Here is a 22,450-nt window from a genome sequence, read left to right on the forward strand (position 1 = left end):
ATTTTTGGATGAATATTTATTTTTTGACTAATGCATTTATCATTCCTCTAAAAACAAAGGCATGAAATGGTAAAACGGCGTACCAGTATAAGCGCCCTAAAACACCTTTTGGCCTAAACACTGCTGTTTGATATAGTTTGTCTTTTACAATCTTAAACTCTAACCATGCTTCTCCTGGCAACTTCATTTCAGCAAATAATAGCAATCGTTTTTCTTTTTTATCAGCTAATAATACACGCCAAAAATCTAATGGATCACCTGCTTCTAAATATGTATCATGCGTTCTTCCTCTTCGCAAACCAACGCCACCAAAAATCTTATCTACATAGCCTCGTATTTTCCATAAACCATTAAAGCTATACCAACCGTTTTTTCCTCCAATAGACCAAATTCTATTTAGTGTAAATTGTTCGTCAGTCATTTTTATTGATCGTACATCTTTAAAACAACCATATTCTGGTATTTGGATATGATCTGATAATTGATCTTGAAAAACACCGCTACTAATTGCATCTTTCCAACTTGAAATAACAGCATTTTGCTCTATTTTTTGAAAAGCCAAGCTAACTGACTCTTTATAGGAAATAGGATGAATGTTTAATAGTTGATTTATATTACTTGGCTTTGCTATAACCTCAACCTTCATACTATCAACTAAAGATTGTGCCAAATTAAAAGAAGTAGATGTTACAAAATACAACCAATAAGATGATAATTTTGGAGTTAAAATTGGTAACGTAAAAATATATCTTTTGAAACCTCTTACTGCTGCAAATTGCAAGAGCATCTCCTTGTACGTTAGTACTTCTGTACCACAAATATCAAAAGATTTATTGTACAATTTATGATTACCAACTGCTCGTTCTAAAAAAGCTAAAACATCTCTAATGGCAATTGGTTGCGATTTAGTATTCAACCATTTTGGGGTAATCATTACAGGAAGTTTTTCTACAATATCTCTTATAATTTCAAAAGAAGCACTTCCGCTACCTACAATAATTCCTGCTCTAAATGTTGTAAGAGCATATTTTTCTGATTGTAAGTTTTTTTCAACTTGATAACGAGAAGATAAGTGTTTAGATAAATTATTATCATTTACAATACCGCTTAAATAAATAACTTGTTTACACTTCGTTTTTTGAACTAAACTTTTAAAATTATTGGCACATACTTGCTCCAATTCTTCAAAATTAGTGGCATTAGTTGCCATTGAATGTATTAAATAATAAGCAACATCAATATCTGATGGAATAATAATTTCTTTTACCGCTAAAAAATCTACTTTTATAAATTGTACATTATTTTTATTTTCTATTTCATCAGGAATTCTATTTAAATCACGCACACAACAAACTATTTCATGTCCTGCTTCAAGCAGTTTTAAAACCAATCTTTTAGCAATGTAACCTGTTGTTCCAGTGATTAGAATTTTCATTTATTTCGGTCTTTGATATGATAATCGCTTCTTATTATTACCAACTAAGTAAGTATCTAAACCATTAATGGTTGCAATTTGTCCTTTTGATAAATTTAAAAAACCATCTTCTGAAAGCATTGCTTCTTTAAAATACAAATCCGTTACTTCACCTAATATTAAAATAGTTCCGTTAGCACTTATGTGATACTCTTCTAAAAATTTCATTCCTATTTGTAATGGAGATTGACTTACAAACGGAGCATAAAATTCACTTTTATATTCTGGTAACAGATTAGTTTTATCAAACTCAGAAATTTCAGAAGGGTATTTAGCAGAAGTATGGTGTGCATCTTCAATTATTTCTTCAGAAATAGCATTTATGGAATAGAAACCTGTCTGCTTTATATTATCATATGTATTTCTTGCAACTGTATTTGGACGTAATACAAAACCTAAAATTGCAGGACTAGAACCAAAATGAACAACCGAACTAAATACAGCAACATTTGTTTTACCTTCTTCTGATTTTGTTGCAATTAAGTTTGCTGACTTAAAACCAGAAATACTATTCATTAAATTTATTTTATATAGATGATCCATTTCATCTATTTCTCTTCTAGATAAATGCATTATATATTTTTGTAGTTATTAATTTTAATACCAGTTGCTTTTAAATCGTGCATTAAATTATACAGTCCAAAAAAGGTTCTATTCATATAAATAAAATGTTTTGAACCTCTATTACCGTTCATTTTTCTTAACTCTGTACTTTGAGAATACTTTTGACCTAAATCTGCAATTTTTCCAAAGAATTTTTCATCAGAAAAATCGAATTCTTCTTGTTGAAATGGTTGCGTAAACAATGATAACATTTCATAAAACAGCTCTTTAAAAAAGGTTATTTCTTCTGGTTTATCATCTTTTCTTAGAATCTCCAACTCATAAAGTTTACTTTCAAAAAAGGCAGGATTATCAATATTTTCCTGCACTGCTAATTCAAAATAAGGTACATAAAAGCTTTGCGGAACTTCTTTCATACACCCAAAGTCTATGACTATTAATTCTTCATTCTCAGAAACTAAAAAATTTCCTGGGTGCGGATCTGCATGTACCTTTTTTAACACGTGTAATTGATACATATAAAAATCCCATAAAGCTTGCCCTAATTTATTTGCTATTGCTTGATTGTGTTCTTTTTTTGTAAACTCAGAAAGATGAATTCCATCCATCCAATCCATTGTTAAAATTCTATCTGAAGAATATGCTTCATAATACTTTGGAAATTTCAAATTAGGAATATGACTACAAGCGTCAGAAATCTCATTACTTTGTTTTAACTCTAAAACATAGTTGGTTTCTTCTAATAATTTATTTTCAACTTCTTTAAAGTACTCGTCAGAGCCTTCACCTTTAATATTAAACATTTTCATGGCAATTGGCTTAACCATTGCTAAATCTGTAGAAATACTGTTTGCAACGCCTGGATATTGAATTTTTACTGCTAACGTTTTATCGTTTTTTGTAGCTTTATGAACTTGCCCAATACTTGCAGCATTTACAGATTCTGCTGTAAATGTATCGAATACTTCATTTGGTGATTTTTTAAAGTATTTTTGAAATGTTTTAACCACTAAAGGACCAGAAAGTGGTGGTACAGAAAACTGTGATAATGAGAACTTTTCTACATAAGCACTTGGCAACAAACTTTTTTCCATGCTTAACATTTGTGCTACTTTTAATGCAGAGCCTTTCAATTCTTTTAAACCATCGTAAATATCTGTAGCATTGTCTTCGTTTAATTTACTTCTAGCTTCTTCTTCTGTTTTTGTTATTTTATTACCGTAATATTTTGCATAATTGACGCCAACTTTAAGGCCAGTTGTAACCAATTTAGTTGCTCTTTCAATTTTTGAAGTCGGTATTTTATTTAATCTTTTCATATTGATGTTCCTTTTTCTTTCCACAAAAATTTTGCTAAATCTATCACACTTTTTATAGGTGCAATTTGCTGAATATCGAAACTTGCTTTAATTGATTTTTCAATAAAAACATCTGTTTTTTCGAAGTTAGAAGATGTGTCTTCCATCCAAAATTTTAAAATCATTAGTAATTGTAACCAATAACCTTCTGCTATAGTATTGTTTTGAATTTTGTTAATTTTATCGTTCTTAAAATCAAGGGTTTCTATATCAATACTATGTATAAAATTGATAAATTCTGTTCGCATTTCTTTTAATACAGTTACTTTAGATAAGTTTGATTTTATCTCTTTAAATGAAAACAGAACATAAGATCTATTTGCAGTCAGAAATTCAAAAAAAGTAAAGTAAAAGCTTAATAATTTATCTTTTGATGAATATTCTTGATAAGCTTCAGTTGTATGTAAAAGTTGAATTGTCTCATCAACAAAGATTTTAAAAATTGATTTTTCTAAACTTTCGAAGCTTGAATAATGGCTATAAAAATCTGATTCTTCGAAATTATTTTCTTTAGCAAATGAAAAAACAGAAGTTGGTTTTCCAGAGATTAAAACCGAATTCATATACCATTCAACTATTTTATCTTGTGTTATGTTCTTTTTCTTTGCCATATTATTAATTGTAAAATACTATGTATGCGTTTAAACTTGTTGCAATGGTCATCCATATTAAATATGGAAAAATCAACAACGTAAACCAATTGAGTTTTTTTATGTTTTCGAATGTAAAATAGCCTATTAACAGCCATAATAAAGTAATTACCACAAAACCAACAACAGTTAAATGCTGATTGAAGAAAAAGTAATTCCAACTTACATTTAAAATCCATTGAACTATGTATAGCCTTATAAGTTTTTTGTCTAAAAACTGATATTCAAAGCTCAGCTTTGTCATGTAAAAAGAAAAGAAAACCATAATACTTGTCCAAGCAACACCAAAAACCCAACCTTCAGGTGTCCAAGGTGCTTTATTTAATGAAAGATACCAATCTGTTTGCGGGCCATTTTTCATTAATAAAACTCCAATTCCAAGCGCTAAAAAGTTAGCGCCTAAGAAAAGTATAAACCGTATATATTTATTTTCTTTCAACTTTTTTATTTTTTAAATAATTGAATACTAACTGAACTGAAAACAACAAATTAAAAGCATAAAAAACATCTTCAAATGGTATTGTAAAAATTCTAAAACCTAAATTTTCGGTGTTATTATACCAAACTACTGGTTGCTCTATAAAGCTTCCTGTTAATATTCCGTTTACGATTAAAAAAGGAATTAATATTACTAAAAAGCTCGGTAAATACTCTTGTAATGTTTTTAAATGATGCTTTAATCCGTACATAATTAACACTAAAAAGAATATAAAATTGATAGTTGTGTATAGTTTTCCGAAGTTAAAAAGCAGTAACATCCCTGTACTTAAAATAAGCAAAACACTAACAATAATTGTTACAGACTTTGATAATTTGAACTCTGGAAATAAATATTTTAAAACCTCATGTGTAAACAAACAAGCATAAGGAATACAAAAGAAAAAAAGCCATTCTTCAATTGGCATTTTAAAAATTTCTATTGATAAATGATAGTCTGAATTAAAACCCCAAACTCCGTATTTTGTAAATAAACCGTCCCAAATTAAAAATGGAATTGCAACTACTAAAATACTGACAAAAGCTACTTTAAAATATTGAATGAAATGAAATTTTTTTTCTACAATACTGTAAAATAGTGGAATACTTAAACTTCCTAAAGTTAATATGAGATATAAGTATGTACTCATTGTCTTTTCTTAAAATATTTTAGTGGAACAAATAACATTCCAAAGCATTCTCCGTCTGGCTTATCTAGATGTTTATGATGAATTTTATGTGCTTTTCTCAATCCTTTTAAATATTGATTATTAGTGTTTTTAAACCACTTAAATCGTCTATGAATTAATACATCATGCACTAAAAAATAAGCAATTCCATAAAATAAAATCCCTAATCCGATAAAAAACATATAGTTTAGTTCAGGCCTAATTCCGAAGTAAAAAAGCAAAATACTTGGTATAGCAAAAACAACAAAAAAAGCATCGTTTTTTTCAAAAACATGTGGATAACCTGGTTGATGATGATCTTCGTGTAAAAACCATCCAAAGCCATGCATAATGTATTTATGGGTACACCAAGTTATACCTTCCATGGTTACAAATACTCCTAAAGTAATTAGTATGAAATAAAACCAAATCATAACGATGTGTTTTTTAAAATATAAAAATCTAAATAATCAGTTGTGTCTTTTTTAGTCAATATATTTTTGAGAAATTCTTTATCCTCATTAATGTTAGAATTATAATTTAAAATTTTAGGAAGACTTTCTTGTATTACTAATCTTACATATCTTAAATGTATGTTATTTGGTTCTTTTACAATTAACTCTTCTAAATTAATCTTCTGTTTGTTAAACACTTTAAGTTTACTCCAAGGTAAAAACTTATATTTAGCTTGTTTCATTTTTAAAGAAACAACGTAAGCCAAAACATCTATATTATCAGATTTTTCGTATTTTCTTATATACGAAATCTCCATTCTTTTGGTTGAAACGAGATGAAATTCTCTTACAAAAACAGGTGTTGGATTCGTAAAGTTAACTACCATATTAAATAATATTAAATACTGAAAACTCATTATATTAGCTTTAGTTTATATTTTACATAACTCCTAGCTAATAAGTTTATTTTCATTGGATTAGAAATTCTCACCCTTGTTTCCATAATTTTTGTATGATGTACTGCTTTTAGTTTTTTTAATAAACGTTTGTAATATCTATAAGCCATATATACACCAAACTTTGCTTCAACAGGTAAATTTAAAATTCCATTTTTAAAGGCATATTCGAAATCTTCTTCAATATCTTTTATTATTTCTGCTTTAGCTTGCTCATTAAAATCGCCAAAATTTACATTTGGGAAATAAGAACGATTCAATTCTTCAAAATCATCTTTTATATCACGTAAGAAGTTCACTTTCTGAAATGCAGAACCCAAGCGCTGTGCAGCATCTTTAAGTTCATTATATTTTTCTTCATTTCCGTCCACAAAAACCTTTAAACACATTAAACCAACTACATCTGCTGATCCATAAATATATGCTTGATATTCTTCTTCTGTATTATATTCAGTTTTGTATAAATCTGCCTTCATGCTATTCAAAAAAGCTTTAACCATTTTGTCTGAAATGTTATACTTTTTAACAGTGAGCACAAAAGAATTTACAATTGGATTTAAGCTAATACCAATATCTTTTGAGAAAAAATAATCCCTTTCAAATTTTAACAACAGAGTTTCTTTATCAAATCCATGAAAAGAGTCTACAATTTCATCTGCAAAGCGAACAAATCCATAAATATTATAAATTGCTTCTCTAATTTTAGGTGATAACATTCTTGTTGCCAAAGAGAAGGAAGTACTGTACTTTTTTGTTACAAGTTTGCTACTCGCGAAAGAGACCTCATCGAACAACTGTTTTTTCATTTTTAGTGATTTTTTAAAATTAAATCTGAAGCTATTTTACCCGAAATTAAAGATGGCGGAACACCTGGTCCCGGAACAGTTAACTGCCCTGTGAAAAATAAATTTTTGACTTTTTTACTTTTTATTTTTGGTCTTAAAAAAGCAGTTTGAGTTAAAATATTTGCTAATCCGTAGGCATTACCTTTATAAGAATTATAGTCTTTTATAAAATCATTTACACAAAAACTTTCTTTAAATAAGATATGCTCTTTAACGGATTGGTTTGTTAACCTTTCTAACCTATTAATTATAATATTAAAATACTTTTCTCGTATCTCTGGCGTATCTTCAATTCCTGGTGCTAATGGAATTAAAAAAGTAGCGGCTTCTTTATTCATTGGCGCAAAGGAACCATCTGTTACTGAAGGGAAACTTGCATAAAACAGTGGTTCTTTGGGCCAACTCGGGGCATCATATATTGTTTTTGCATGTACATCAAAATCTGTATCAAAAAACAGTGTATGATGACAAACATTTTCTAATTTTTTATCAATTCCAACATAGAATAATAATGATGATGGTGCAAAAACCTTTTTATCCCAATATTTTTCTGAATATTGTCTGTACATTTTAGGAATCAACGTTTCAGTATGGTGATAATCTGCACCACTTAATACTATATCTGAAGGAATAAACTCTTCATTTACAACTAATCCAATTGCTTCACCCAATTCATTTACTGTAATTTCTTGCACATTTGCATTCGTTTTAAATGTTACATTTAAACTTGCAGCTAATGTTTCCATTGCTTCAATAACTTTGTACATACCTCCTTTTGGATGCCAAGTTCCTAAACCAAAATCTGCATAATTCATAAAATTGTAAAACGCTGGTGTATTACTTGGTTTTGCTCCTAAAAACAAAACAGGAAACTCTAAAATTTGAATTAATTTTTTACTTTTAATTTTCTTTCTAACTTGTTTTCTTATGGTTGAAAAAAACTGTGTTACTTTTCCAATAGTAACCGGAGTAACTAACTCTAATGGAGAAACTCCAGGTTTATAAACCAAGTCGTTGATTGAAACATCATAATTATATTTAGCAGATTTTAAAAATTCTTTTAAATGTTTTGAACTGCCTTTTTCTTCGGATTCAAAAATTTGATAAATTTCGTCTAAACTTCCTGGAATTGTTATAGAATCTTCTTTATCAAAATATACTTGGTAAGCAGGATCTAACTTTTCTAATTCATAAAAATCTGACGGTTTTTTACCAAAATCAGCAAAAAATTTTTCAAAAACATCAGGCATCCAATACCAAGTTGGACCAATATCAAAAGTAAAGTTATCTTTTAATAATTGCCTTGCTCTCCCTCCTATGGTATTATTCTTTTCTAAAACAACTACATTGTAGCCTTCTTTTGCTAAATAACATGAAGCCGCTAATGATGAGAAACCTGAACCTATTATGTGAATAGTTTTTTTCAATTTTTTACATTTTAAATATAGTTAAATATATCACAAGTAAACAAACAAATGTTTACTTGTGATTTTTTTTAATATTAAGGCAATAAAACACTATCTACAACATGAATAACTCCATTTGTTCCTTGAACATCTGTTAAAGAAATTGTAACAGATTGAGAAGATGTAGTTTCTATTTTTGCACCATTTGATAAATCTACAGTTATATCATTTCCATCAAACATTGTTATAACTTGATTGTCTGTTAATTGTGAAGACTGTACATTTCCTCCAGCAAAAACATGATATCTTAAAACTGCATCTAACGTAGCAATTGGTATATCTCCTAATGAATTCCATGAAGAATTACTGTCTAGTAAATCTTGAAAAGCATCGTTTGTTGGAGCAAATACTGTATAAGGACCATCTGCTTGTAACAAAGAAACAAAATCTGTTGTATGTCTACTATCAGTTAAGGCTGCAACTAAAGTTGAAAAGCCTGCATTATTTAGCGCTAAAGTTACAATATTAGTTGGTAACATTACCTTATCAATAACATGTACAACTCCGTTTGTTGCCATAACATCAGTAGTAATTGGCATAGCATCTCCGTTAAACATTACACCTCCTGTTACCGCAACTTGGAGCGATAAATTTTTATCATTTGGTCCTGTAGCTAAAGTATTTACATAAGTATCAGATAAATCTGAAGCCATTACATTTCCTGACAAAACATGAAACAATAAAACAGACTTTAAAGTTTCTGTAGGAATATCTTCTAGAGAATTCCAAGAAGGATTACTATCTAATAGAGATTGAAATGCAGTATTTGTTGGTGCAAATACCGTAAATGGGCCTTCCGCTTGCAGAGAAGACACTAATTCTGCTCTTTGAAGAGCAGCCACTAGAATACTTAGGTCCGGTGTATTTATTGCTGTTTCTACAATATCGTATTCTTGAACTACTGGAGCATCATCTGAACACGATGTTAAAAACCCTAAGCTTAAAATTAAGCCAATAAAAAAAAGTCTTGTTGTTAAATTCTTGATTTTCATAATTGATGTTTTTAATATTTGCCTACTTTGTTTTTTAAAGTCTTTTTTCAGCTTTTGAGACTTTGTTTATCTTATTATTGAAAAGATTAAACAATATTATTTTTTTCGAAAAAAAATGCTTTGAAGATCAAAACATATTGCAAATATATAAATTTTGTTTAACTAAGACAATAAAAAATTAAACAAAATTAAATTATAATGAGTTAAGCAAATCTTTAAGTGAAAGATAGAAAGTAATATCTGAGTTAAATTTTTGATTCTCTACTAAAACAGTTTTTTTTCCAAAAGCAATTAAACTGTGATTTGTATTAGCAATCTTTTCATCTATACTTTTAAAATATGAAACTACCTTATCATCAAAAGGCTTTACAGTTAGGGAAGTTACAAAACGAACTTCTGATTTGTTTTTAATAAAATAACTTAAATTATCAATTGGTAAACTTTGACCTAAGTAAATAGTTGAAAAACCACGAAGTGCAAGCTCATAATTTAGATACATTAAACCTAAATCATGAACTTCATTCTCTGGTAGAAATAACACATAAGTAATATCAGATTTTGTTGCAGCATATTCTAATTTCTCTATATTAATTTGGATTTTTTGAGTAATTAAATTAGATATAAAATGCTCGTGTGAGGGAAGTAATGTGTCAGTTTGCCACAACAAACCAATATGATTTAAAAATGGCATAAAGACCTCTTTAAAAACCTCTCTAAAAGTTTTTTTATGTAATAAGACATTATAAGTATTATTAAATAAAACTTTATCAAATTGAAACATTGACATCTTTAAAGAATTTAAAGCTTCGTCATTAACCGCCTTATTAAAAGCGAGTTCTCTCGCTTTTAATTTAATGGTATCATTTGACATTAATGCAATTTTAGAAATCTTAAAATTATTATTGTTTAGCAAAACAACATTTAATAATTTTTGTAAATTATCAGAGGAGTAATAACGTATATTAGTATCTGTTCTTTCAGGGATTAAAAGGTTGTATCTTTTTTCCCAAATACGAATTGTGTGTGCTTTAATTCCTGAAATATTTTCAAGATCTTTAATGGTAAAAACACTTTTTATATTGTTCAATTTATTTCTTTTTAAGTTAAACAAATGTACAAATTAATATATAAAATGAAAATTTTTTGATGAAATCTAAAGAATTTAGCTTTATTTTGAACTACATATTAAAATAATCGATGCAGCTTTTAACCAAAATACCATTAAAAAAACAGCCAATTAATCAAATTGATTATGCGTCTAAACTACTATTAATTGGTTCTTGTTTTTCAGAAAATATTGGTAATAAATTGACCTATTTCAAATTTCAATCTGCTCACAATCCGTTAGGAAATTTATTTCACCCAAAAGCAATTGAAAACTTAATTACCAATGCAATTAATGAGAAGAAATATATTGATGATGATATTTTTTCACACAACGAACGTTGGCATAGTTTTGATGCTCATTCCAACTTAAGTTCTAATGATAAAAACCAATTATTATCCAATTTAAACAATGCTGTAGAAGAAACGTATCAACAATTAAAAAACGCATCTCATTTAATAATTACACTCGGTACTTCTTGGGTTTACAGAGAGATTTCTTCCGATAAAATTGTAGCTAATTGCCATAAAATTCCGCAGAAAAAATTCTTAAAAAAAATCCTTTCTGTTAATGAAATTAGTGAAAGTTTAGAGGCTATAATTGCACTTATAAAATCGGTAAATAATAAAGCAATCGTATTATTTACAGTTTCACCTGTAAGGCACTTAAAAGATGGTTTTATAGAAAACACACAAAGTAAAGCTCATTTAGTTGCAGGAATAAATCAAGTAATTGATAAACGAGATTCATTTTATTTTCCTTCTTATGAAATTATGATGGATGAATTACGCGATTATCGTTTTTATGCCGAAGACATGATTCATCCTAACAAAACAGCCATAAATTATATTTGGCAAAGATTCTCTGATACTTGGATTACTGAAAAAGCTTCAAAAACCATGCAAGAGGTGGAAATCATTCAAAAAGGGTTAACGCATAGACCTTTCAATAAAAACTCCAAACAACATCAACAGTTTTTAAAAAATCTACAAGAAAAAAAGGAAACTCTCTTACAAGAATTTCCTTTTATGAAGTTTTAAAACAAGCCAATTCTTACTTTAGGACTCTTAATTCTAACACTTGTACCAACTGAACTTCTTCTTGGTTGTCTTCTATATTCTGAATGATAATAAAAAGTTGCATGATTGTGGTAATAATACCCATGATTACAGTGATTGTCACAATGATTTTGATGTTCTCTATATGCATCTTTTTTACCCTGCATGTAAGCATTGTATGTTTCTGTATCTTTCTTTTTTAATTCTTTTTCGTATTTTTTTTGATCTTTCCAAAACTTCTTTTCTTCACTCCTAGTTTCTGTTGTAAATTTTTGCTCAAATTCTGCATCTTCCTTACCTCTTTTTTCATAATAAGATAATTTAGATTCATTATTTTTTTCTACTTCTTTTTCTTGTGAATATGAAGTTCCAAAAAAACATAGCGTAATAATTAATAAATTAATTTTAAAAGTTCTCATAATATTTATGTTTTAAATTTACTACCTATTAAGTAAACAATTAAAACTTACTTTACCCTACCATAAATTTTCGAATTATTAAAAAATAAAAAGGGAATTCCTAATTAGAAATTCCCTTTTTATAAAGATTTAAACAAATCTTTTTACAAATACTGATCTACATTTTGCCAAGGGCCTCCGTTTATAACATCCAACCCATTTTGAGTTAAGAACTGTGTAGCTTGATGACTTCTTCCACCACTTTTACAAACAGCAATTACTGGTTTATTCCAAGATTTTATTTCGTCTACATTTAACGGAATTGTAGCTAAAACAACATGCTTTGCGCCTTCAGAATGACCTTCATCCCATTCCATTTTTGTCCTAACATCTAAAACAATTGCACCTTTTTCTAAGTATTCTTTAATTTCGTTTGTAGCATCTTTTTTGCTAAACATTCCAAATAATCCCATTTTACTTTCTTATGAATATTGATTGATTTTTAATAAATCTAATCCGTTTTGTATTAATTTTTTATATGCTATATTTTCCTGCAACTTTTCCAAGTGGTTAAAAACTTCAGATTGAATGCTGTAATTATTTTCAACAGCTAATTCGTATAATTCTAAAGGCAATAACCAATCGCTTTTATAAATGTCTTGCAAAGTGGCAAATATAGCTTTAATTTTTTCTTCAGAAACCTCAACATTTTCTCTCATATTTCTTACTTCAGAATACAATGAATATAATTCTTTTTCTACTTCGGAATACTTAATTTTATGTGTTTTCGTTTCAGAAATTTTACTGCTATCTACAAAAGAATTTAAATCTGCTGTTCCTGAGTAAGCCGATTTAATTTCTTTACCAACAGCCATATCATATATTCCCCATTCTGGTTGAAACAACACTGTATCTTTATGCGTAACTGTACAATCTTTAAAAGATATTAGTTGAATTCTACCACGTAGATCTCTTGTTCCTGTTATTACCTCACCTTCAACTTTTATGCCACCAACAAATTCTAATGCTATTCTTTTTCCTTCATGAATTTGATAAGCTCCTAAATCTCTCGGACTCATATGTTCAATTGGGATATTTATTCCTTTTAAAGTACCTATTGGACTTCCAAAACCTTCTGCATGATATGCTGTTCCATGACCAATTAATTCTTTATCTCTATTAGCTAAGGCTGTTTTCCCTGTAGTTTGTACATAAATTGCCTTACCATCTTCATCTTTTATAACATTTGTAAAAACACCCGAAATTTGCAAACCAGTACTCAACTCTATAGTTCCTAAACTCTTAGAATTAATTAACTTTTGCACTCCTTTTGTTCCACCAGTTCTTAAACCCATAGTATTTGCATACTGCTCTAAAACCAAACTTAAATGTGCAAAATCTGGCGTAACAAACAACTGAGGTTGTGGTTTTGTAATATCGAAACTTATGTTTGAAGCTTCTAAAGAATACGGTATTTTTTTAACTTCATCTTTCATACACCAAGCACTTTCTCCGATAGATGATAACAAACCTGCTCCGTAAATTTTTGGTTCTTCAAGAGTTCCTATTAAACCATACTCAACGGTCCACCAATGCAAGTTTCTTATTTGAGCCATTTCGGATAATTCACCCATATTATTTTGTAACCACTCTACTTTTTCTTGTGCTTCAGCAATTTCTTTTTCATCAGAATTCGGATTTTCCTTCAGAATAGACAATAACCTAACTGCTTCATACATTTCATAATCTTTGGCAGAAGATATTGCCTTGCTTCCAATTTCTCCAAATCGTCTTAAATATTCTGCATATTCTGGATTTGCAATAATTGGTGCATGACCTGCTGCTTCATGAATAATATCTGGCGCTGGTGTGTATTCTATATGATTTATTGTTCTCATATCTGAAGCAATAACCAGCACATTATATGCTTGAAATTCCATAAATGCATTTGGCGGAATAAAACCATCAACAGAAACTGCGGCCCAACCTATTTCTTGTAAAATTCTATTCATTCCTTCCATTTTAGGAATAGATTCAACAGAAATACCTGTTTTTTCTAAACCTACCGTATAGGATTTGTGCGCTACTTTGCTCAAATAATCTACATTCATACGCATTACATAACGCCAAACAGCTTGGTTTTGCGCTGTATATTCACTGTAAGGTTGTTTTACCACAAACTTGTGTAAATGCTTTGGTAATTTCTTGGTAACCTCGTTAAGTTCGAAATGAGTTTTCATTAAAAATATAATAAATTTTACCTTGTAAAATTACGAATTTTACAATTCAATAGTTTGATTTAAGATGTTAAAAATATATAGATTTTGTATATTTACGCAAACAACAAGAAATCAAAGTAATAATGAGAAAAAGTAGCGGATTTAAAATACGCTTATTAATAGGTGTTGCAATTGTTGCATTTGCCTATTTAAAAAAGTGTAGCCAACAAGAAATAAACGCATATACAGGAAAAAAACAAGCAGTTAGTTTATCTGTGGATCAAGAAATAGCTATTGGTTTACAACAAGCGCCATCTATGGCACAGCAACATGGAGGTTTATATCCAAATGATAACGCACAGAAACTAGTAGATCAAGTTGGTGCTAAATTAATAAACAATACTATTGCTAAAAATTCTGGCTATAATTATGAATTCCATTTACTACGAGACGATCAAGCAATAAATGCTTTTGCTTTACCTGGTGGACAATGTTTTATTACCTATGCATTATTTTCTAAACTGAAAAACGAAGATCAATTAGCAGGTGTTTTAGGACACGAAATTGGACATGTTTTAGGTAAACATTCTAATGAAAGAATTACAGATGCCAATTTCTGGAAACTCTTAACAATGGGTGCTTCTGTTGGAGCAGATTTAGGAAGTTTAGCAAACGGAATCGGGCAACAAACCTTACTTAAAAATGGTCGTGGAGATGAATTAGAAAGTGATGAATTAGGCGTAAAATTAATGATAGATGCAGGTTATAATCCTGAAGAATTAATTGGTGTTATGGAAATATTAAAAGCAGCTGCAGGACCAAATAGAGTTCCAGAATTTCAAAGTTCGCATCCAGATCCAGAAAATAGAATTGAAAAAATTAACGAAGCTATTGCAAAATATAGACGTTAATTTTTAAACATAAAACTTAATAAAAAAAGCTTTCAGAAAAACTGAAAGCTTTTTTTTATTGTAACATTTGTTAAGTTATAGCGACACATAGATGTAACTTTAAATTTATTTGCTATGAGTTTTATTGCTGCAATGGTGTCCAGTTTAAAAAGTAATAAACGTGAAAGAACTAGTGCTTTTAAAAAATTAGAAAACGCTGGCGGTCTTTCTGGTAAACTACACTTTGATAAAAAAGCTTCTAAAAAACAGCTTAATGTAATCAAAGAGAAATTACAGGAAGAAAACAAAAAGACGCTAATTAAAAATAGTATTATTTTTACTGTTCTAGTATGTGTATTTATTTACTTTTTTGCTATTCATAAATATTAAAAACTGATTGATATGAGTTTTCCTAACATGAACACAAGTTTAAGAATTAACAAACGAGAAAATACTAGTCCTTTTAAAAAATTAGAAAATACTGGAGGAATTTCTGGTGAACTTCATTTTGATGAAAAGATATCAAAAAAACAGCTTAATAAAATCAAAGAGAAGCTACAACTCGAAAACAAAAGAAAACTAGTAAAAAGCATTATTCTTTTTACTGTCCTACTAGGTGTTTTCATTTACTTTTTTGCATTTCACAAATATTAAAACTGTAACGTTAACGGTTTCGTAGATTTTTAAAAATCTACTTAAAATCTTTTGTATTTTTACTGTTCAAACTTATTCTGATGAACAAAAAAGTAATACTTATGATATTGGATGGTTGGGGAATTACCCAAGATCCAAAAGTATCAGCAATTTATAACGCCAAAACACCTTACATTAACTCTTTGTATGACAAATACCCGAATGCGGAATTACGTACAGACGGAGAACATGTTGGTTTACCTGAAGGGCAAATGGGTAACTCAGAAGTGGGTCATATGAATTTAGGTGCAGGTAGAATTGTGTATCAGAATTTAGCACGTATCAACAAAGCTGTTAAAGAAAAAACTTTAGGAAAAGAAAAAGTTTTATTAGACACTTTTAAATACGCAAAAGAACATAACAAAACTGTTCATTTGTTAGGTTTAGTTTCTAACGGAGGAATTCATGCACACATTAATCACTTAAAAGGATTGTTAGATGTTGCTAAAGAAAATGAAGTAGAAAATGTGTTTTTACACGCATTTACAGATGGTAGAGATTGTGATCCAAAATCTGCACCTTATTTCTTAAATGAAGTGCAAGAACATATGGATAAAAGTACTGGCGAAATTGCAACAGTTACAGGTCGTTATTACGCAATGGATAGAGATAATAGATGGGAACGCATAAAGGAAGCTTATGATGGTCTTGTTAATGGAATTGGAACAAAAACTGAGAACGCTATTGATGCTGTAAAAGCAAATTACGAAGTTGGTATTACAGATGAATTTCACAAACCAATTATTGTAACCAATAAAGATGGCTCACCAAAAACTGAAATAAAAGAAGGAGATGTTGTCCTTTTCTTTAACTATAGAACCGATAGAGGAAGAGAATTAACGAATGCGTTATCTCAAAACGATTTTCCAGAATTTGGAATGAAAAAACTCGATTTATACTACACAACCATTACTTTATATGATAAAAACTTTAAAGGAATAAACGTTATTTATAATACAGATAATATTAAAAATACGTTAGGTGAAGTTTTATCTAAAGCTGGTAAAAAGCAAATTAGAATTGCTGAAACTGAGAAGTATCCACATGTTACTTTTTTCTTTTCAGGAGGACAAGAAGAACCTTTTAAAGGTGAATCTAGAATTTTAAGAAACTCACCAAAAGTTGCTACCTACGATTTAAAACCAGAAATGTCTGCCTACGAGTTAAAAGATGCTCTTTGTGAAGATTTAGAAAAAGGAGAAACAGATTTTGTTTGTTTAAATTTTGCAAACGGAGATATGGTTGGACATACAGGAATTATGGAAGCTGCCATTAAAGCTTGTGAAGCTGTAGATGAATGTGCTAAAGAAGTTATTGAAACAGGTTTAAAAAACGACTATTCAATTTTATTAATAGCAGATCATGGTAATTGTGAAACAATGATGAATCCAGATGGTTCTCCTCATACAGCACACACAACAAATCCTGTTCCTTTTGTTTTAATTGATAAAGAAATAAAATCAGTTAAAAGTGGTATATTGGGCGATATTGCGCCAACAATTCTTCATTTAATGGGAGTTGAAAAGCCGGAAGAAATGACACAAAATTCACTTGTATAAAACATTAAAAATGAAAAAACTTATTGCTCTTTTCGCATTTATAATTTGCTTAACTGCTTGCGATTCAACAAAAAAACCAGTTATTAATGCAGAAAAAAATGAAAAAGGAAATCTTGTTGGTTTAGCTAATAAAGAATCTTTTAATCAAGCGCCATATAGTTCTTGGTTTAATAGAAACTACGATAGTTTTACTCCAGATGCTACTGTTGTTTCAGAAATTAAAAAAAATCTAAAAGGAGTTACTATAAAAGGCTTTATGGGAACTTGGTGTGGAGACAGTAAAAGAGAAACACCTAAGTTTTACAAAATTTTAGACCAAGTTGGCTTTAATCAAGATAAAGTTGAATTAGCAACAGTAAATCGTTCTAAAAAAACTCCAGATAATTTACAAGAAGGTTTAGATATTATTAAAGTACCAACTTTCATTTTTTATAAAAAAGGAAAAGAAATTGGTCGTTTTGTAGAATATCCAAGAGAAACTATTGAAAAAGATATTTTAAAAATAGTATCGGGACAAGATTATAAACATTCTTACGAAAAGTAAAATATTCTTAAAATACAGTATCTTTGCCTTTCAATTTTTTCAAAATGATAAAAGTAAAAACAAGCGAAGAAATAGAATTAATGCGCGAAAGTGCATTAGTGGTTTCTAAAACTTTAGGTATGCTTGCAAAAGAAGTAAAGCCAGGAGTTACAACTTTGTATTTAGACAAATTAGCTGAAGATTTTATTAGAGAACAAAATGCTATTCCTGGTTTTTTAGGTTTATATGATTTTCCTAATACACTTTGTATGAGCCCAAATTCTCAAGTAGTACATGGAATTCCAAATGACAAACCATTAATTGAAGGAGATATTATTTCTATAGATTGTGGTGCAATTAAAAATGGTTTTTACGGAGATCATGCATATACTTTTGCTGTTGGAGAAATTGCTGCAGAAACTCAAAAATTACTAGACGTTACCAAACAAAGTTTATACGAAGGTATAAGACAACTAAAAGTTGGTAATCGTGTTGGCGATGTTGGTTTTGCAATTCAGAATTACTGTGAAAAATACGGTTACGGAGTTGTTAGAGAATTAGTTGGTCATGGACTTGGAACTACAATGCATGAAGATCCAGAAATGCCAAACTATGGTAAACGTGGTCGCGGTAAAAAGTTTATAGAAGGAATGGTAGTTGCTATTGAGCCTATGATTAACTTAGGAACTCAAAAAATTAGACAACATAATGATGGTTGGACAATTACTACGTTAGACAACAAACCTTCTGCTCATTTTGAACATGATGTTGCTATTGTTAACGGAAAACCAGAACTACTTTCTACCTTTAAATATATTTATGACGCATTAGGAATAAGTTCTAATGAAGAAGATGAGTTTAGAAACGTGTAAGCATGAATTTTAAACATATAATTGTAATATTTATATTAGGGTTTATATTAATTGTTTTAGGTGCACTTTTTAAAATTTTACATTGGCAATTTGCATCAGAATTATTAACAGCTGGTACATTTTTAAAAATCATTTCTGCAATCCTATTAATTTGGAAATTGCTTACCAACAAGAATTATAAAGATATTTTAAATCAATAAATGTCTCTTTTCAAAACCATATTAAACACTATACCAAGACCATTTCTAATAAAAATGAGTTATTGGGTTCGCCCTACAATTGCTTGGTGGTTAAAAGGTGATAATTATACGGATCCTATTGATGGTAAATCATTCAAAAAATTTTTACCTTATGGTTACGGAAAGCAAAGAGAAAACGCACTTTCACCTTCGACTTTATCATTAGAAAGACATAGATTAATGTGGTTATTTCTAAAAGATGATACTTCTTTTTTTACTTCAACCGAAAAACAAAAAGTATTACATATTGCGCCAGAACAATGTTTCTTAGATATTTTTAGAAAACAAAAAAACCTTGATTATATAACATCTGATTTAGAATCTCCAATAGCAGATGTAAAAGCCGATATTTGCGATTTACCTTTTAAAGACAACGAATTTGATGTTGTTTTTTGTAATCATGTGCTGGAACATATTCCGGACGACACGAAGGCAATGCAAGAATTATATCGTGTTTTAAAGCCAAACGGAATGGGAATTTTTCAGATTCCACAAGACATTAATAGAGCTGAAACTTTTGAAGACAATTCTATAACAGATCCAAAAGAACGTGCAAAAATATTTGGGCAATACGATCATGTAAGAGTTTACGGAAGCGATTATTTTGACAAGCTTAGATCAATAGGTTTTAAAGTTGATGAAATTGATTACACAAAAAAAATCGCTCCAGAATTACTAGAACGATTTGCTTTAATGAAAGGTGAAATTTTACCTGTTTGTTATAAATCTTAGTTGCTATTTTTATATTCAACTAAATCTCCATTTTTATTTACATACATTAAAATCGCTTTAACTTCTGTATGTTCTTCTAAAAACTCTTTAGTTTTTTCCAATCCCATTGCCATAAATGCAGTAGCGTACGCATCTACATCTGCACAATCTAAAGGAGCGTAAACCGTTGCACTTAATAAATTACTTTCTGTAGCAAAACCAGTTATTGGATTTACAGTGTGTACATATTTTTGTCCATTTTCTGTAAGCCTAAATTTTCTATAATTTCCAGAACTTGCCATAGATTGATTGTCTAAAGCAACAACATCTGCAAAACTTCTTGTTCCATCTGTATTTGGGTTATCTATTGCTACTCTCCAATTTTTATTTTTTGAATTTTTACCTCTTGCTCTTATCTCTCCGCCAATTTCAATTAGATAATTATCTAAGTTTTTACTTTCAAAAAAGCGTCCAATTACATCAATTCCATAACCTTTAGCAATAGAATTAAAGTCTAAATAAATTTCTGGAGCATCTTTTTTTATTTTCCCGTCAACCAGAGAAACTTTATCTAAACCTACAAGTTGCATCATCTTATTAACCTGTAAACTATCTAAATTCTTCTTTTCATTTTTAGGCCCAAAACCCCAAGAGTTTACCAAATTACCAACAGTTGGATCAAAATAACCATTAGTTTCATTATGTATTCTTATCGATTTCTGAAAAACCTCCTTAAAAAACTCATCAATAACAATGGTAGAATCACCAGTATTAATTTTTGAAATATCTGAAGTTGGTATATACGTAGACAACGATTTATTAACCAACAAAAACAAGCTATCTATTGATTTTTGATAACTCACATTAGTATTTAAATACGTTATGTTATAGGTAGTTCCAAAGACATTACCACTAATTTTTATCGAATCGAAATGATGTTTATCCTTACAAGAAAGAAGAAAAATACAAGAAATAATAAATACTAAATACGTGTTTTTCATTTTAGTTTTAATTGTGCTTAGCAAAGATAAATCATAAAATGCTCATAAAACTATGCTCTTTTGTCTTTTTTGTGCTTTGCTTTTTTTAACTTTGTTATTCACGTTAATTAGTATAAATGATGAAAAAAACAATTTTATTTATTGCGGTTGCAGTTTTAATGAGCTCTTGTAAATCTAACAAAGAATATGCTGCATTACAATCTAGATTAACTAGTAGCCAGCAAGAATTAGTAGATGTAAAAGCCAATTTACAAAAGTGCTTGATTGAAAAGAATGCTGGAAGCTCTAATGTATCTGGCCTTGAAGGAAAAGTTGAATTATTAGAAAATCAGATTAAAGATTTAAAAATTGATAAAGCGCAATCTTTAAAACAAGTAGAAAACTTAACGGTTTTAACACAATCTGCAAGTGATAACATTAAAGAAGTTGTTTCTCAACTTAGCGAAAAAGACAAATACATTAACGGTATTAGAAGTGCAATGACTAAAAAAGACTCTATTAATTTAGCAGTTGCATTTCACTTAAAGAAAGAATTAGATGCTGGTATTCAAGATCAAGACATACAAATTGATGTTGAAAAAACAGTAGTTTATATTTCTATTGCTGATAAATTATTATTTAAAAGTGGTAGTTCTACAGTTTCTGACAAAGCAAAAGCTGTTTTAGGAAAAGTTGCAAAAGTAGTTGCATCTAGACCAGAAATGGAAGTACAAGTTGAAGGTTATACTGATAATGTGCCAATTTCATCTGCTAATGCAAAAGACAACTGGGATTTAAGTGTAAATCGTGCTACTTCTGTAGTAAGGGTTTTACAAAACGATTTTAGTATTGATCCTAAGCGTTTAATTGCTGCAGGACGTAGCGAGTATGTTCCTTTAGAAAGTAATGATACTGCTGAAGGAAGAGCAACAAATCGCAGAACACGTATTGTTATCTTACCTAAACTAGAAGAATTCTTTGATATTTTAGAACAAAAGCCTGAATAGGTTTAAGTATTTTATAAATTAAAAAAGCCTCACAAATTGTGAGGCTTTTTTTTTAGTTTAATTAGTTTTTTCCCTCTTGATTCTCTAATAAAAAAACTATAACTTAGCTAACGACTGAAACCCCAAATTAGCATTAATTCAAGACTAAATAGAAATAAAAATAAAAACAATAAAAATGAATCTTCAACCATTAAGAATTGAAGCTAGTTGGTTAGTAAGCTACAATCAACTTTATGAAGTTGACCCATTAGCAGGTTATGAATCTTATTTCGAAGGTTCAAGTTTATTAATATTACATAACAATACACGATTAAAACTAATTGACGTTCAATGGCGACCTGAAAAAGACCTAAATGGCGAATATCAAGTACAAGTTTTAAATTTTGTAGAAAATTTCAACTCAAAAACCAACAATTTTGATATTCAACCAAATTGGGAAAATCCATTTCTAACTTTTGCTACAAAGTCAAGATTAACACTTGTAGATAAACTAGAAGAATTATTGAAAACTCTACCTGTTTTCGAAGACCCAAGAATGATTGAAAAAAGAGGTGTTATAGATGAAATTTCAGAGTCTTATCGTTTAAAATTAATAGAAAACGGAATATCTTTAGGGTTAATAGAAAAAATATTAGAAAAAGGTAGTGCTAAAATTCAAAATCACACATTAGATCATAATGAAATAACAAAAGAAATAATATTAAAGTTTGCTAAAAATGGAATTACAAAAAAAGTCAAAAATAAAGCGAATCAAAAATTGAATAGCAAACGATTTAGATAATAAAACTACAA

27 protein-coding genes are annotated in these 22,450 nt (G+C 29.2%); 11 read left to right on the forward strand and 16 right to left on the reverse strand.

What is annotated here, in order from left to right; genetic code table 11:
• Positions 1-16: 16 nt before the first annotated feature.
• The 12 genes from L1S33_RS01465 to L1S33_RS01520 all read right to left on the reverse strand — a co-directional run bounded on the left by L1S33_RS01465 (position 17) and on the right by L1S33_RS01520 (position 10,491).
• Complete coding sequence (locus L1S33_RS01465; RefSeq protein ID WP_240560911.1) at positions 17-1,435, reverse strand: SDR family oxidoreductase; 1,419 nt, start codon at positions 1,433-1,435, stop codon at positions 17-19.
• The gene (locus tag L1S33_RS01470; RefSeq protein WP_240551312.1) at positions 1,436-2,047 is read right to left on the reverse strand and encodes a flavin reductase family protein; all 612 of its coding nucleotides are present in this window, start codon (positions 2,045-2,047) and stop codon (positions 1,436-1,438) included.
• Complete coding sequence (locus tag L1S33_RS01475) at positions 2,047-3,357, reverse strand: ABC1 kinase family protein (RefSeq protein ID WP_240551311.1); 1,311 nt, start codon at positions 3,355-3,357, stop codon at positions 2,047-2,049. The genes L1S33_RS01470 and L1S33_RS01475 overlap by 1 nt, the downstream gene beginning before the upstream one ends.
• Positions 3,354-4,007 carry a TetR family transcriptional regulator C-terminal domain-containing protein gene (locus L1S33_RS01480; RefSeq protein WP_240551310.1) on the reverse strand — a complete coding sequence of 218 codons (654 nt, stop codon included), beginning with the start codon at positions 4,005-4,007 and terminating at the stop codon, positions 3,354-3,356. Before L1S33_RS01480 ends, L1S33_RS01475 begins: the two co-directional genes overlap by 4 nt.
• Positions 4,008-4,011: 4 nt before the next feature.
• Positions 4,012-4,485 carry a TspO/MBR family protein gene (locus L1S33_RS01485; protein ID WP_240551309.1) on the reverse strand — a complete coding sequence of 158 codons (474 nt, stop codon included), beginning with the start codon at positions 4,483-4,485 and terminating at the stop codon, positions 4,012-4,014.
• Positions 4,472-5,173, reverse strand: a complete 702-nt coding sequence (locus tag L1S33_RS01490) for a lycopene cyclase domain-containing protein (protein WP_240551308.1) — start codon at positions 5,171-5,173, stop codon at positions 4,472-4,474. The genes L1S33_RS01485 and L1S33_RS01490 overlap by 14 nt, the downstream gene beginning before the upstream one ends.
• Entirely contained in the window at positions 5,170-5,625 is a 456-nt protein-coding gene (locus tag L1S33_RS01495) for a sterol desaturase family protein (RefSeq protein WP_240551307.1), read from the reverse strand. The genes L1S33_RS01490 and L1S33_RS01495 overlap by 4 nt, the downstream gene beginning before the upstream one ends.
• Positions 5,622-6,062: a hypothetical protein gene (locus L1S33_RS01500; RefSeq protein WP_240551306.1), complete on the reverse strand. Its 441-nt coding sequence runs from the start codon at positions 6,060-6,062 to the stop codon at positions 5,622-5,624. Before L1S33_RS01500 ends, L1S33_RS01495 begins: the two co-directional genes overlap by 4 nt.
• Positions 6,062-6,907: a phytoene/squalene synthase family protein gene (locus L1S33_RS01505; RefSeq protein WP_240560912.1), complete on the reverse strand. Its 846-nt coding sequence runs from the start codon at positions 6,905-6,907 to the stop codon at positions 6,062-6,064. The genes L1S33_RS01500 and L1S33_RS01505 overlap by 1 nt, the downstream gene beginning before the upstream one ends.
• A gap of 2 nt (positions 6,908-6,909) precedes the next feature.
• On the reverse strand, positions 6,910-8,373 hold the full coding sequence (locus tag L1S33_RS01510; RefSeq protein WP_240560913.1) for a phytoene desaturase family protein: 1,464 nt from the start codon (positions 8,371-8,373) through the stop codon (positions 6,910-6,912).
• A gap of 74 nt (positions 8,374-8,447) precedes the next feature.
• Positions 8,448-9,404, reverse strand: coding sequence for a fasciclin domain-containing protein (locus tag L1S33_RS01515; RefSeq protein ID WP_240560914.1), 957 nt, complete (start codon positions 9,402-9,404; stop codon positions 8,448-8,450).
• Between the two features lie 193 nt (positions 9,405-9,597).
• Entirely contained in the window at positions 9,598-10,491 is an 894-nt protein-coding gene (locus tag L1S33_RS01520; protein WP_240560915.1) for a MerR family transcriptional regulator, read from the reverse strand.
• Between the two features lie 110 nt (positions 10,492-10,601).
• On the opposite strand from L1S33_RS01520, the gene L1S33_RS01525 reads away from it, so the two are divergent.
• Complete coding sequence (locus L1S33_RS01525; protein ID WP_240560916.1) at positions 10,602-11,549, forward strand: GSCFA domain-containing protein; 948 nt, start codon at positions 10,602-10,604, stop codon at positions 11,547-11,549.
• Here the strand turns inward: L1S33_RS01525 and L1S33_RS01530 are convergent.
• The 3 genes from L1S33_RS01530 to L1S33_RS01540 form a co-directional block, all read right to left on the reverse strand.
• Positions 11,546-11,986 (reverse strand): hypothetical protein, encoded by a 441-nt coding sequence (locus L1S33_RS01530; protein WP_240551301.1) that lies wholly within the window; start codon positions 11,984-11,986, stop codon positions 11,546-11,548. The genes L1S33_RS01525 and L1S33_RS01530 overlap by 4 nt on opposite strands.
• A 143-nt stretch (positions 11,987-12,129) precedes the next feature.
• Positions 12,130-12,438 (reverse strand): rhodanese-like domain-containing protein, encoded by a 309-nt coding sequence (locus L1S33_RS01535; RefSeq protein WP_240560917.1) that lies wholly within the window; start codon positions 12,436-12,438, stop codon positions 12,130-12,132.
• Positions 12,439-12,447: 9 nt separating this feature from the next.
• Positions 12,448-14,205: an aromatic amino acid hydroxylase gene (locus L1S33_RS01540; protein WP_240560918.1), complete on the reverse strand. Its 1,758-nt coding sequence runs from the start codon at positions 14,203-14,205 to the stop codon at positions 12,448-12,450.
• 122 nt (positions 14,206-14,327) lie between these two features.
• Between L1S33_RS01540 and L1S33_RS01545 the strand changes: the two genes are divergently transcribed.
• The 8 genes from L1S33_RS01545 (at position 14,328) to L1S33_RS01580 (ending at position 19,692) form a co-directional block, all read left to right on the forward strand.
• Positions 14,328-15,095 (forward strand): M48 family metalloprotease, encoded by a 768-nt coding sequence (locus tag L1S33_RS01545; RefSeq protein WP_240551298.1) that lies wholly within the window; start codon positions 14,328-14,330, stop codon positions 15,093-15,095.
• Positions 15,096-15,209: 114 nt separating this feature from the next.
• On the forward strand, positions 15,210-15,464 hold the full coding sequence (locus L1S33_RS01550; RefSeq protein WP_240551297.1) for a hypothetical protein: 255 nt from the start codon (positions 15,210-15,212) through the stop codon (positions 15,462-15,464).
• Between the two features lie 12 nt (positions 15,465-15,476).
• Positions 15,477-15,728 carry a hypothetical protein gene (locus L1S33_RS01555; RefSeq protein ID WP_240560919.1) on the forward strand — a complete coding sequence of 84 codons (252 nt, stop codon included), beginning with the start codon at positions 15,477-15,479 and terminating at the stop codon, positions 15,726-15,728.
• A gap of 80 nt (positions 15,729-15,808) precedes the next feature.
• The gene (gpmI, locus tag L1S33_RS01560) at positions 15,809-17,326 is read left to right on the forward strand and encodes a 2,3-bisphosphoglycerate-independent phosphoglycerate mutase (protein WP_240560920.1); all 1,518 of its coding nucleotides are present in this window, start codon (positions 15,809-15,811) and stop codon (positions 17,324-17,326) included.
• 10 nt (positions 17,327-17,336) lie between these two features.
• Positions 17,337-17,870, forward strand: a complete 534-nt coding sequence (locus L1S33_RS01565; protein WP_240551294.1) for a thioredoxin family protein — start codon at positions 17,337-17,339, stop codon at positions 17,868-17,870.
• 44 nt (positions 17,871-17,914) lie between these two features.
• A complete protein-coding gene (map, locus tag L1S33_RS01570) occupies positions 17,915-18,721 on the forward strand; it encodes a type I methionyl aminopeptidase (protein WP_240560921.1) in 807 nt (268 codons plus the stop codon).
• Positions 18,722-18,723: 2 nt separating this feature from the next.
• Positions 18,724-18,921: a GldL-related protein gene (locus tag L1S33_RS01575; protein WP_240560922.1), complete on the forward strand. Its 198-nt coding sequence runs from the start codon at positions 18,724-18,726 to the stop codon at positions 18,919-18,921.
• Entirely contained in the window at positions 18,922-19,692 is a 771-nt protein-coding gene (locus L1S33_RS01580) for a class I SAM-dependent methyltransferase (RefSeq protein WP_240551291.1), read from the forward strand. It begins immediately after the preceding gene.
• Here the strand turns inward: L1S33_RS01580 and L1S33_RS01585 are convergent.
• Complete coding sequence (locus L1S33_RS01585) at positions 19,689-20,672, reverse strand: FAD:protein FMN transferase (RefSeq protein ID WP_240560923.1); 984 nt, start codon at positions 20,670-20,672, stop codon at positions 19,689-19,691. The two genes, L1S33_RS01580 and L1S33_RS01585, sit on opposite strands and share 4 nt — an antisense overlap.
• 116 nt (positions 20,673-20,788) lie before the next feature.
• On the opposite strand from L1S33_RS01585, the gene L1S33_RS01590 reads away from it, so the two are divergent.
• Positions 20,789-21,658, forward strand: a complete 870-nt coding sequence (locus L1S33_RS01590) for an OmpA/MotB family protein (RefSeq protein WP_309477240.1) — start codon at positions 20,789-20,791, stop codon at positions 21,656-21,658.
• A 175-nt stretch (positions 21,659-21,833) separates the two neighbouring features.
• Positions 21,834-22,439, forward strand: coding sequence for a hypothetical protein (locus L1S33_RS01595; RefSeq protein ID WP_240560924.1), 606 nt, complete (start codon positions 21,834-21,836; stop codon positions 22,437-22,439).
• The last annotated feature ends 11 nt before the right edge of the window (positions 22,440-22,450 follow it).

Origin of the sequence: Tenacibaculum aquimarinum, assembly GCF_022478115.1 — a bacterium.
Classification (GTDB): Bacteria; Bacteroidota; Bacteroidia; order Flavobacteriales; family Flavobacteriaceae; genus Polaribacter; species Polaribacter aquimarinum_A.

Coding starts and splice junctions, on each gene's coding strand:
- L1S33_RS01495 (WP_240551307.1), bottom strand. CDS start 5,625: ATGATTTGGTTTTATTTCATACTAATTACTTTAGGAGTATTTGTAACC.
- L1S33_RS01490 (WP_240551308.1), bottom strand. CDS start 5,173: ATGAGTACATACTTATATCTCATATTAACTTTAGGAAGTTTAAGTATT.
- L1S33_RS01470 (WP_240551312.1), bottom strand. CDS start 2,047: ATGCATTTATCTAGAAGAGAAATAGATGAAATGGATCATCTATATAAA.
- L1S33_RS01475 (WP_240551311.1), bottom strand. CDS start 3,357: ATGAAAAGATTAAATAAAATACCGACTTCAAAAATTGAAAGAGCAACT.
- L1S33_RS01535 (WP_240560917.1), bottom strand. CDS start 12,438: ATGGGATTATTTGGAATGTTTAGCAAAAAAGATGCTACAAACGAAATT.
- L1S33_RS01525 (WP_240560916.1), top strand. CDS start 10,602: ATGCAGCTTTTAACCAAAATACCATTAAAAAAACAGCCAATTAATCAA.
- L1S33_RS01565 (WP_240551294.1), top strand. CDS start 17,337: ATGAAAAAACTTATTGCTCTTTTCGCATTTATAATTTGCTTAACTGCT.
- gpmI (WP_240560920.1), top strand. CDS start 15,809: ATGAACAAAAAAGTAATACTTATGATATTGGATGGTTGGGGAATTACC.
- L1S33_RS01585 (WP_240560923.1), bottom strand. CDS start 20,672: ATGAAAAACACGTATTTAGTATTTATTATTTCTTGTATTTTTCTTCTT.
- L1S33_RS01505 (WP_240560912.1), bottom strand. CDS start 6,907: ATGAAAAAACAGTTGTTCGATGAGGTCTCTTTCGCGAGTAGCAAACTT.
- L1S33_RS01595 (WP_240560924.1), top strand. CDS start 21,834: ATGAATCTTCAACCATTAAGAATTGAAGCTAGTTGGTTAGTAAGCTAC.
- L1S33_RS01545 (WP_240551298.1), top strand. CDS start 14,328: ATGAGAAAAAGTAGCGGATTTAAAATACGCTTATTAATAGGTGTTGCA.
- L1S33_RS01575 (WP_240560922.1), top strand. CDS start 18,724: ATGAATTTTAAACATATAATTGTAATATTTATATTAGGGTTTATATTA.
- L1S33_RS01515 (WP_240560914.1), bottom strand. CDS start 9,404: ATGAAAATCAAGAATTTAACAACAAGACTTTTTTTTATTGGCTTAATT.
- L1S33_RS01555 (WP_240560919.1), top strand. CDS start 15,477: ATGAGTTTTCCTAACATGAACACAAGTTTAAGAATTAACAAACGAGAA.
- L1S33_RS01590 (WP_309477240.1), top strand. CDS start 20,789: ATGATGAAAAAAACAATTTTATTTATTGCGGTTGCAGTTTTAATGAGC.
- L1S33_RS01465 (WP_240560911.1), bottom strand. CDS start 1,435: ATGAAAATTCTAATCACTGGAACAACAGGTTACATTGCTAAAAGATTG.
- map (WP_240560921.1), top strand. CDS start 17,915: ATGATAAAAGTAAAAACAAGCGAAGAAATAGAATTAATGCGCGAAAGT.
- L1S33_RS01580 (WP_240551291.1), top strand. CDS start 18,922: ATGTCTCTTTTCAAAACCATATTAAACACTATACCAAGACCATTTCTA.
- L1S33_RS01540 (WP_240560918.1), bottom strand. CDS start 14,205: ATGAAAACTCATTTCGAACTTAACGAGGTTACCAAGAAATTACCAAAG.
- L1S33_RS01550 (WP_240551297.1), top strand. CDS start 15,210: ATGAGTTTTATTGCTGCAATGGTGTCCAGTTTAAAAAGTAATAAACGT.
- L1S33_RS01500 (WP_240551306.1), bottom strand. CDS start 6,062: ATGAGTTTTCAGTATTTAATATTATTTAATATGGTAGTTAACTTTACG.
- L1S33_RS01480 (WP_240551310.1), bottom strand. CDS start 4,007: ATGGCAAAGAAAAAGAACATAACACAAGATAAAATAGTTGAATGGTAT.
- L1S33_RS01530 (WP_240551301.1), bottom strand. CDS start 11,986: ATGAGAACTTTTAAAATTAATTTATTAATTATTACGCTATGTTTTTTT.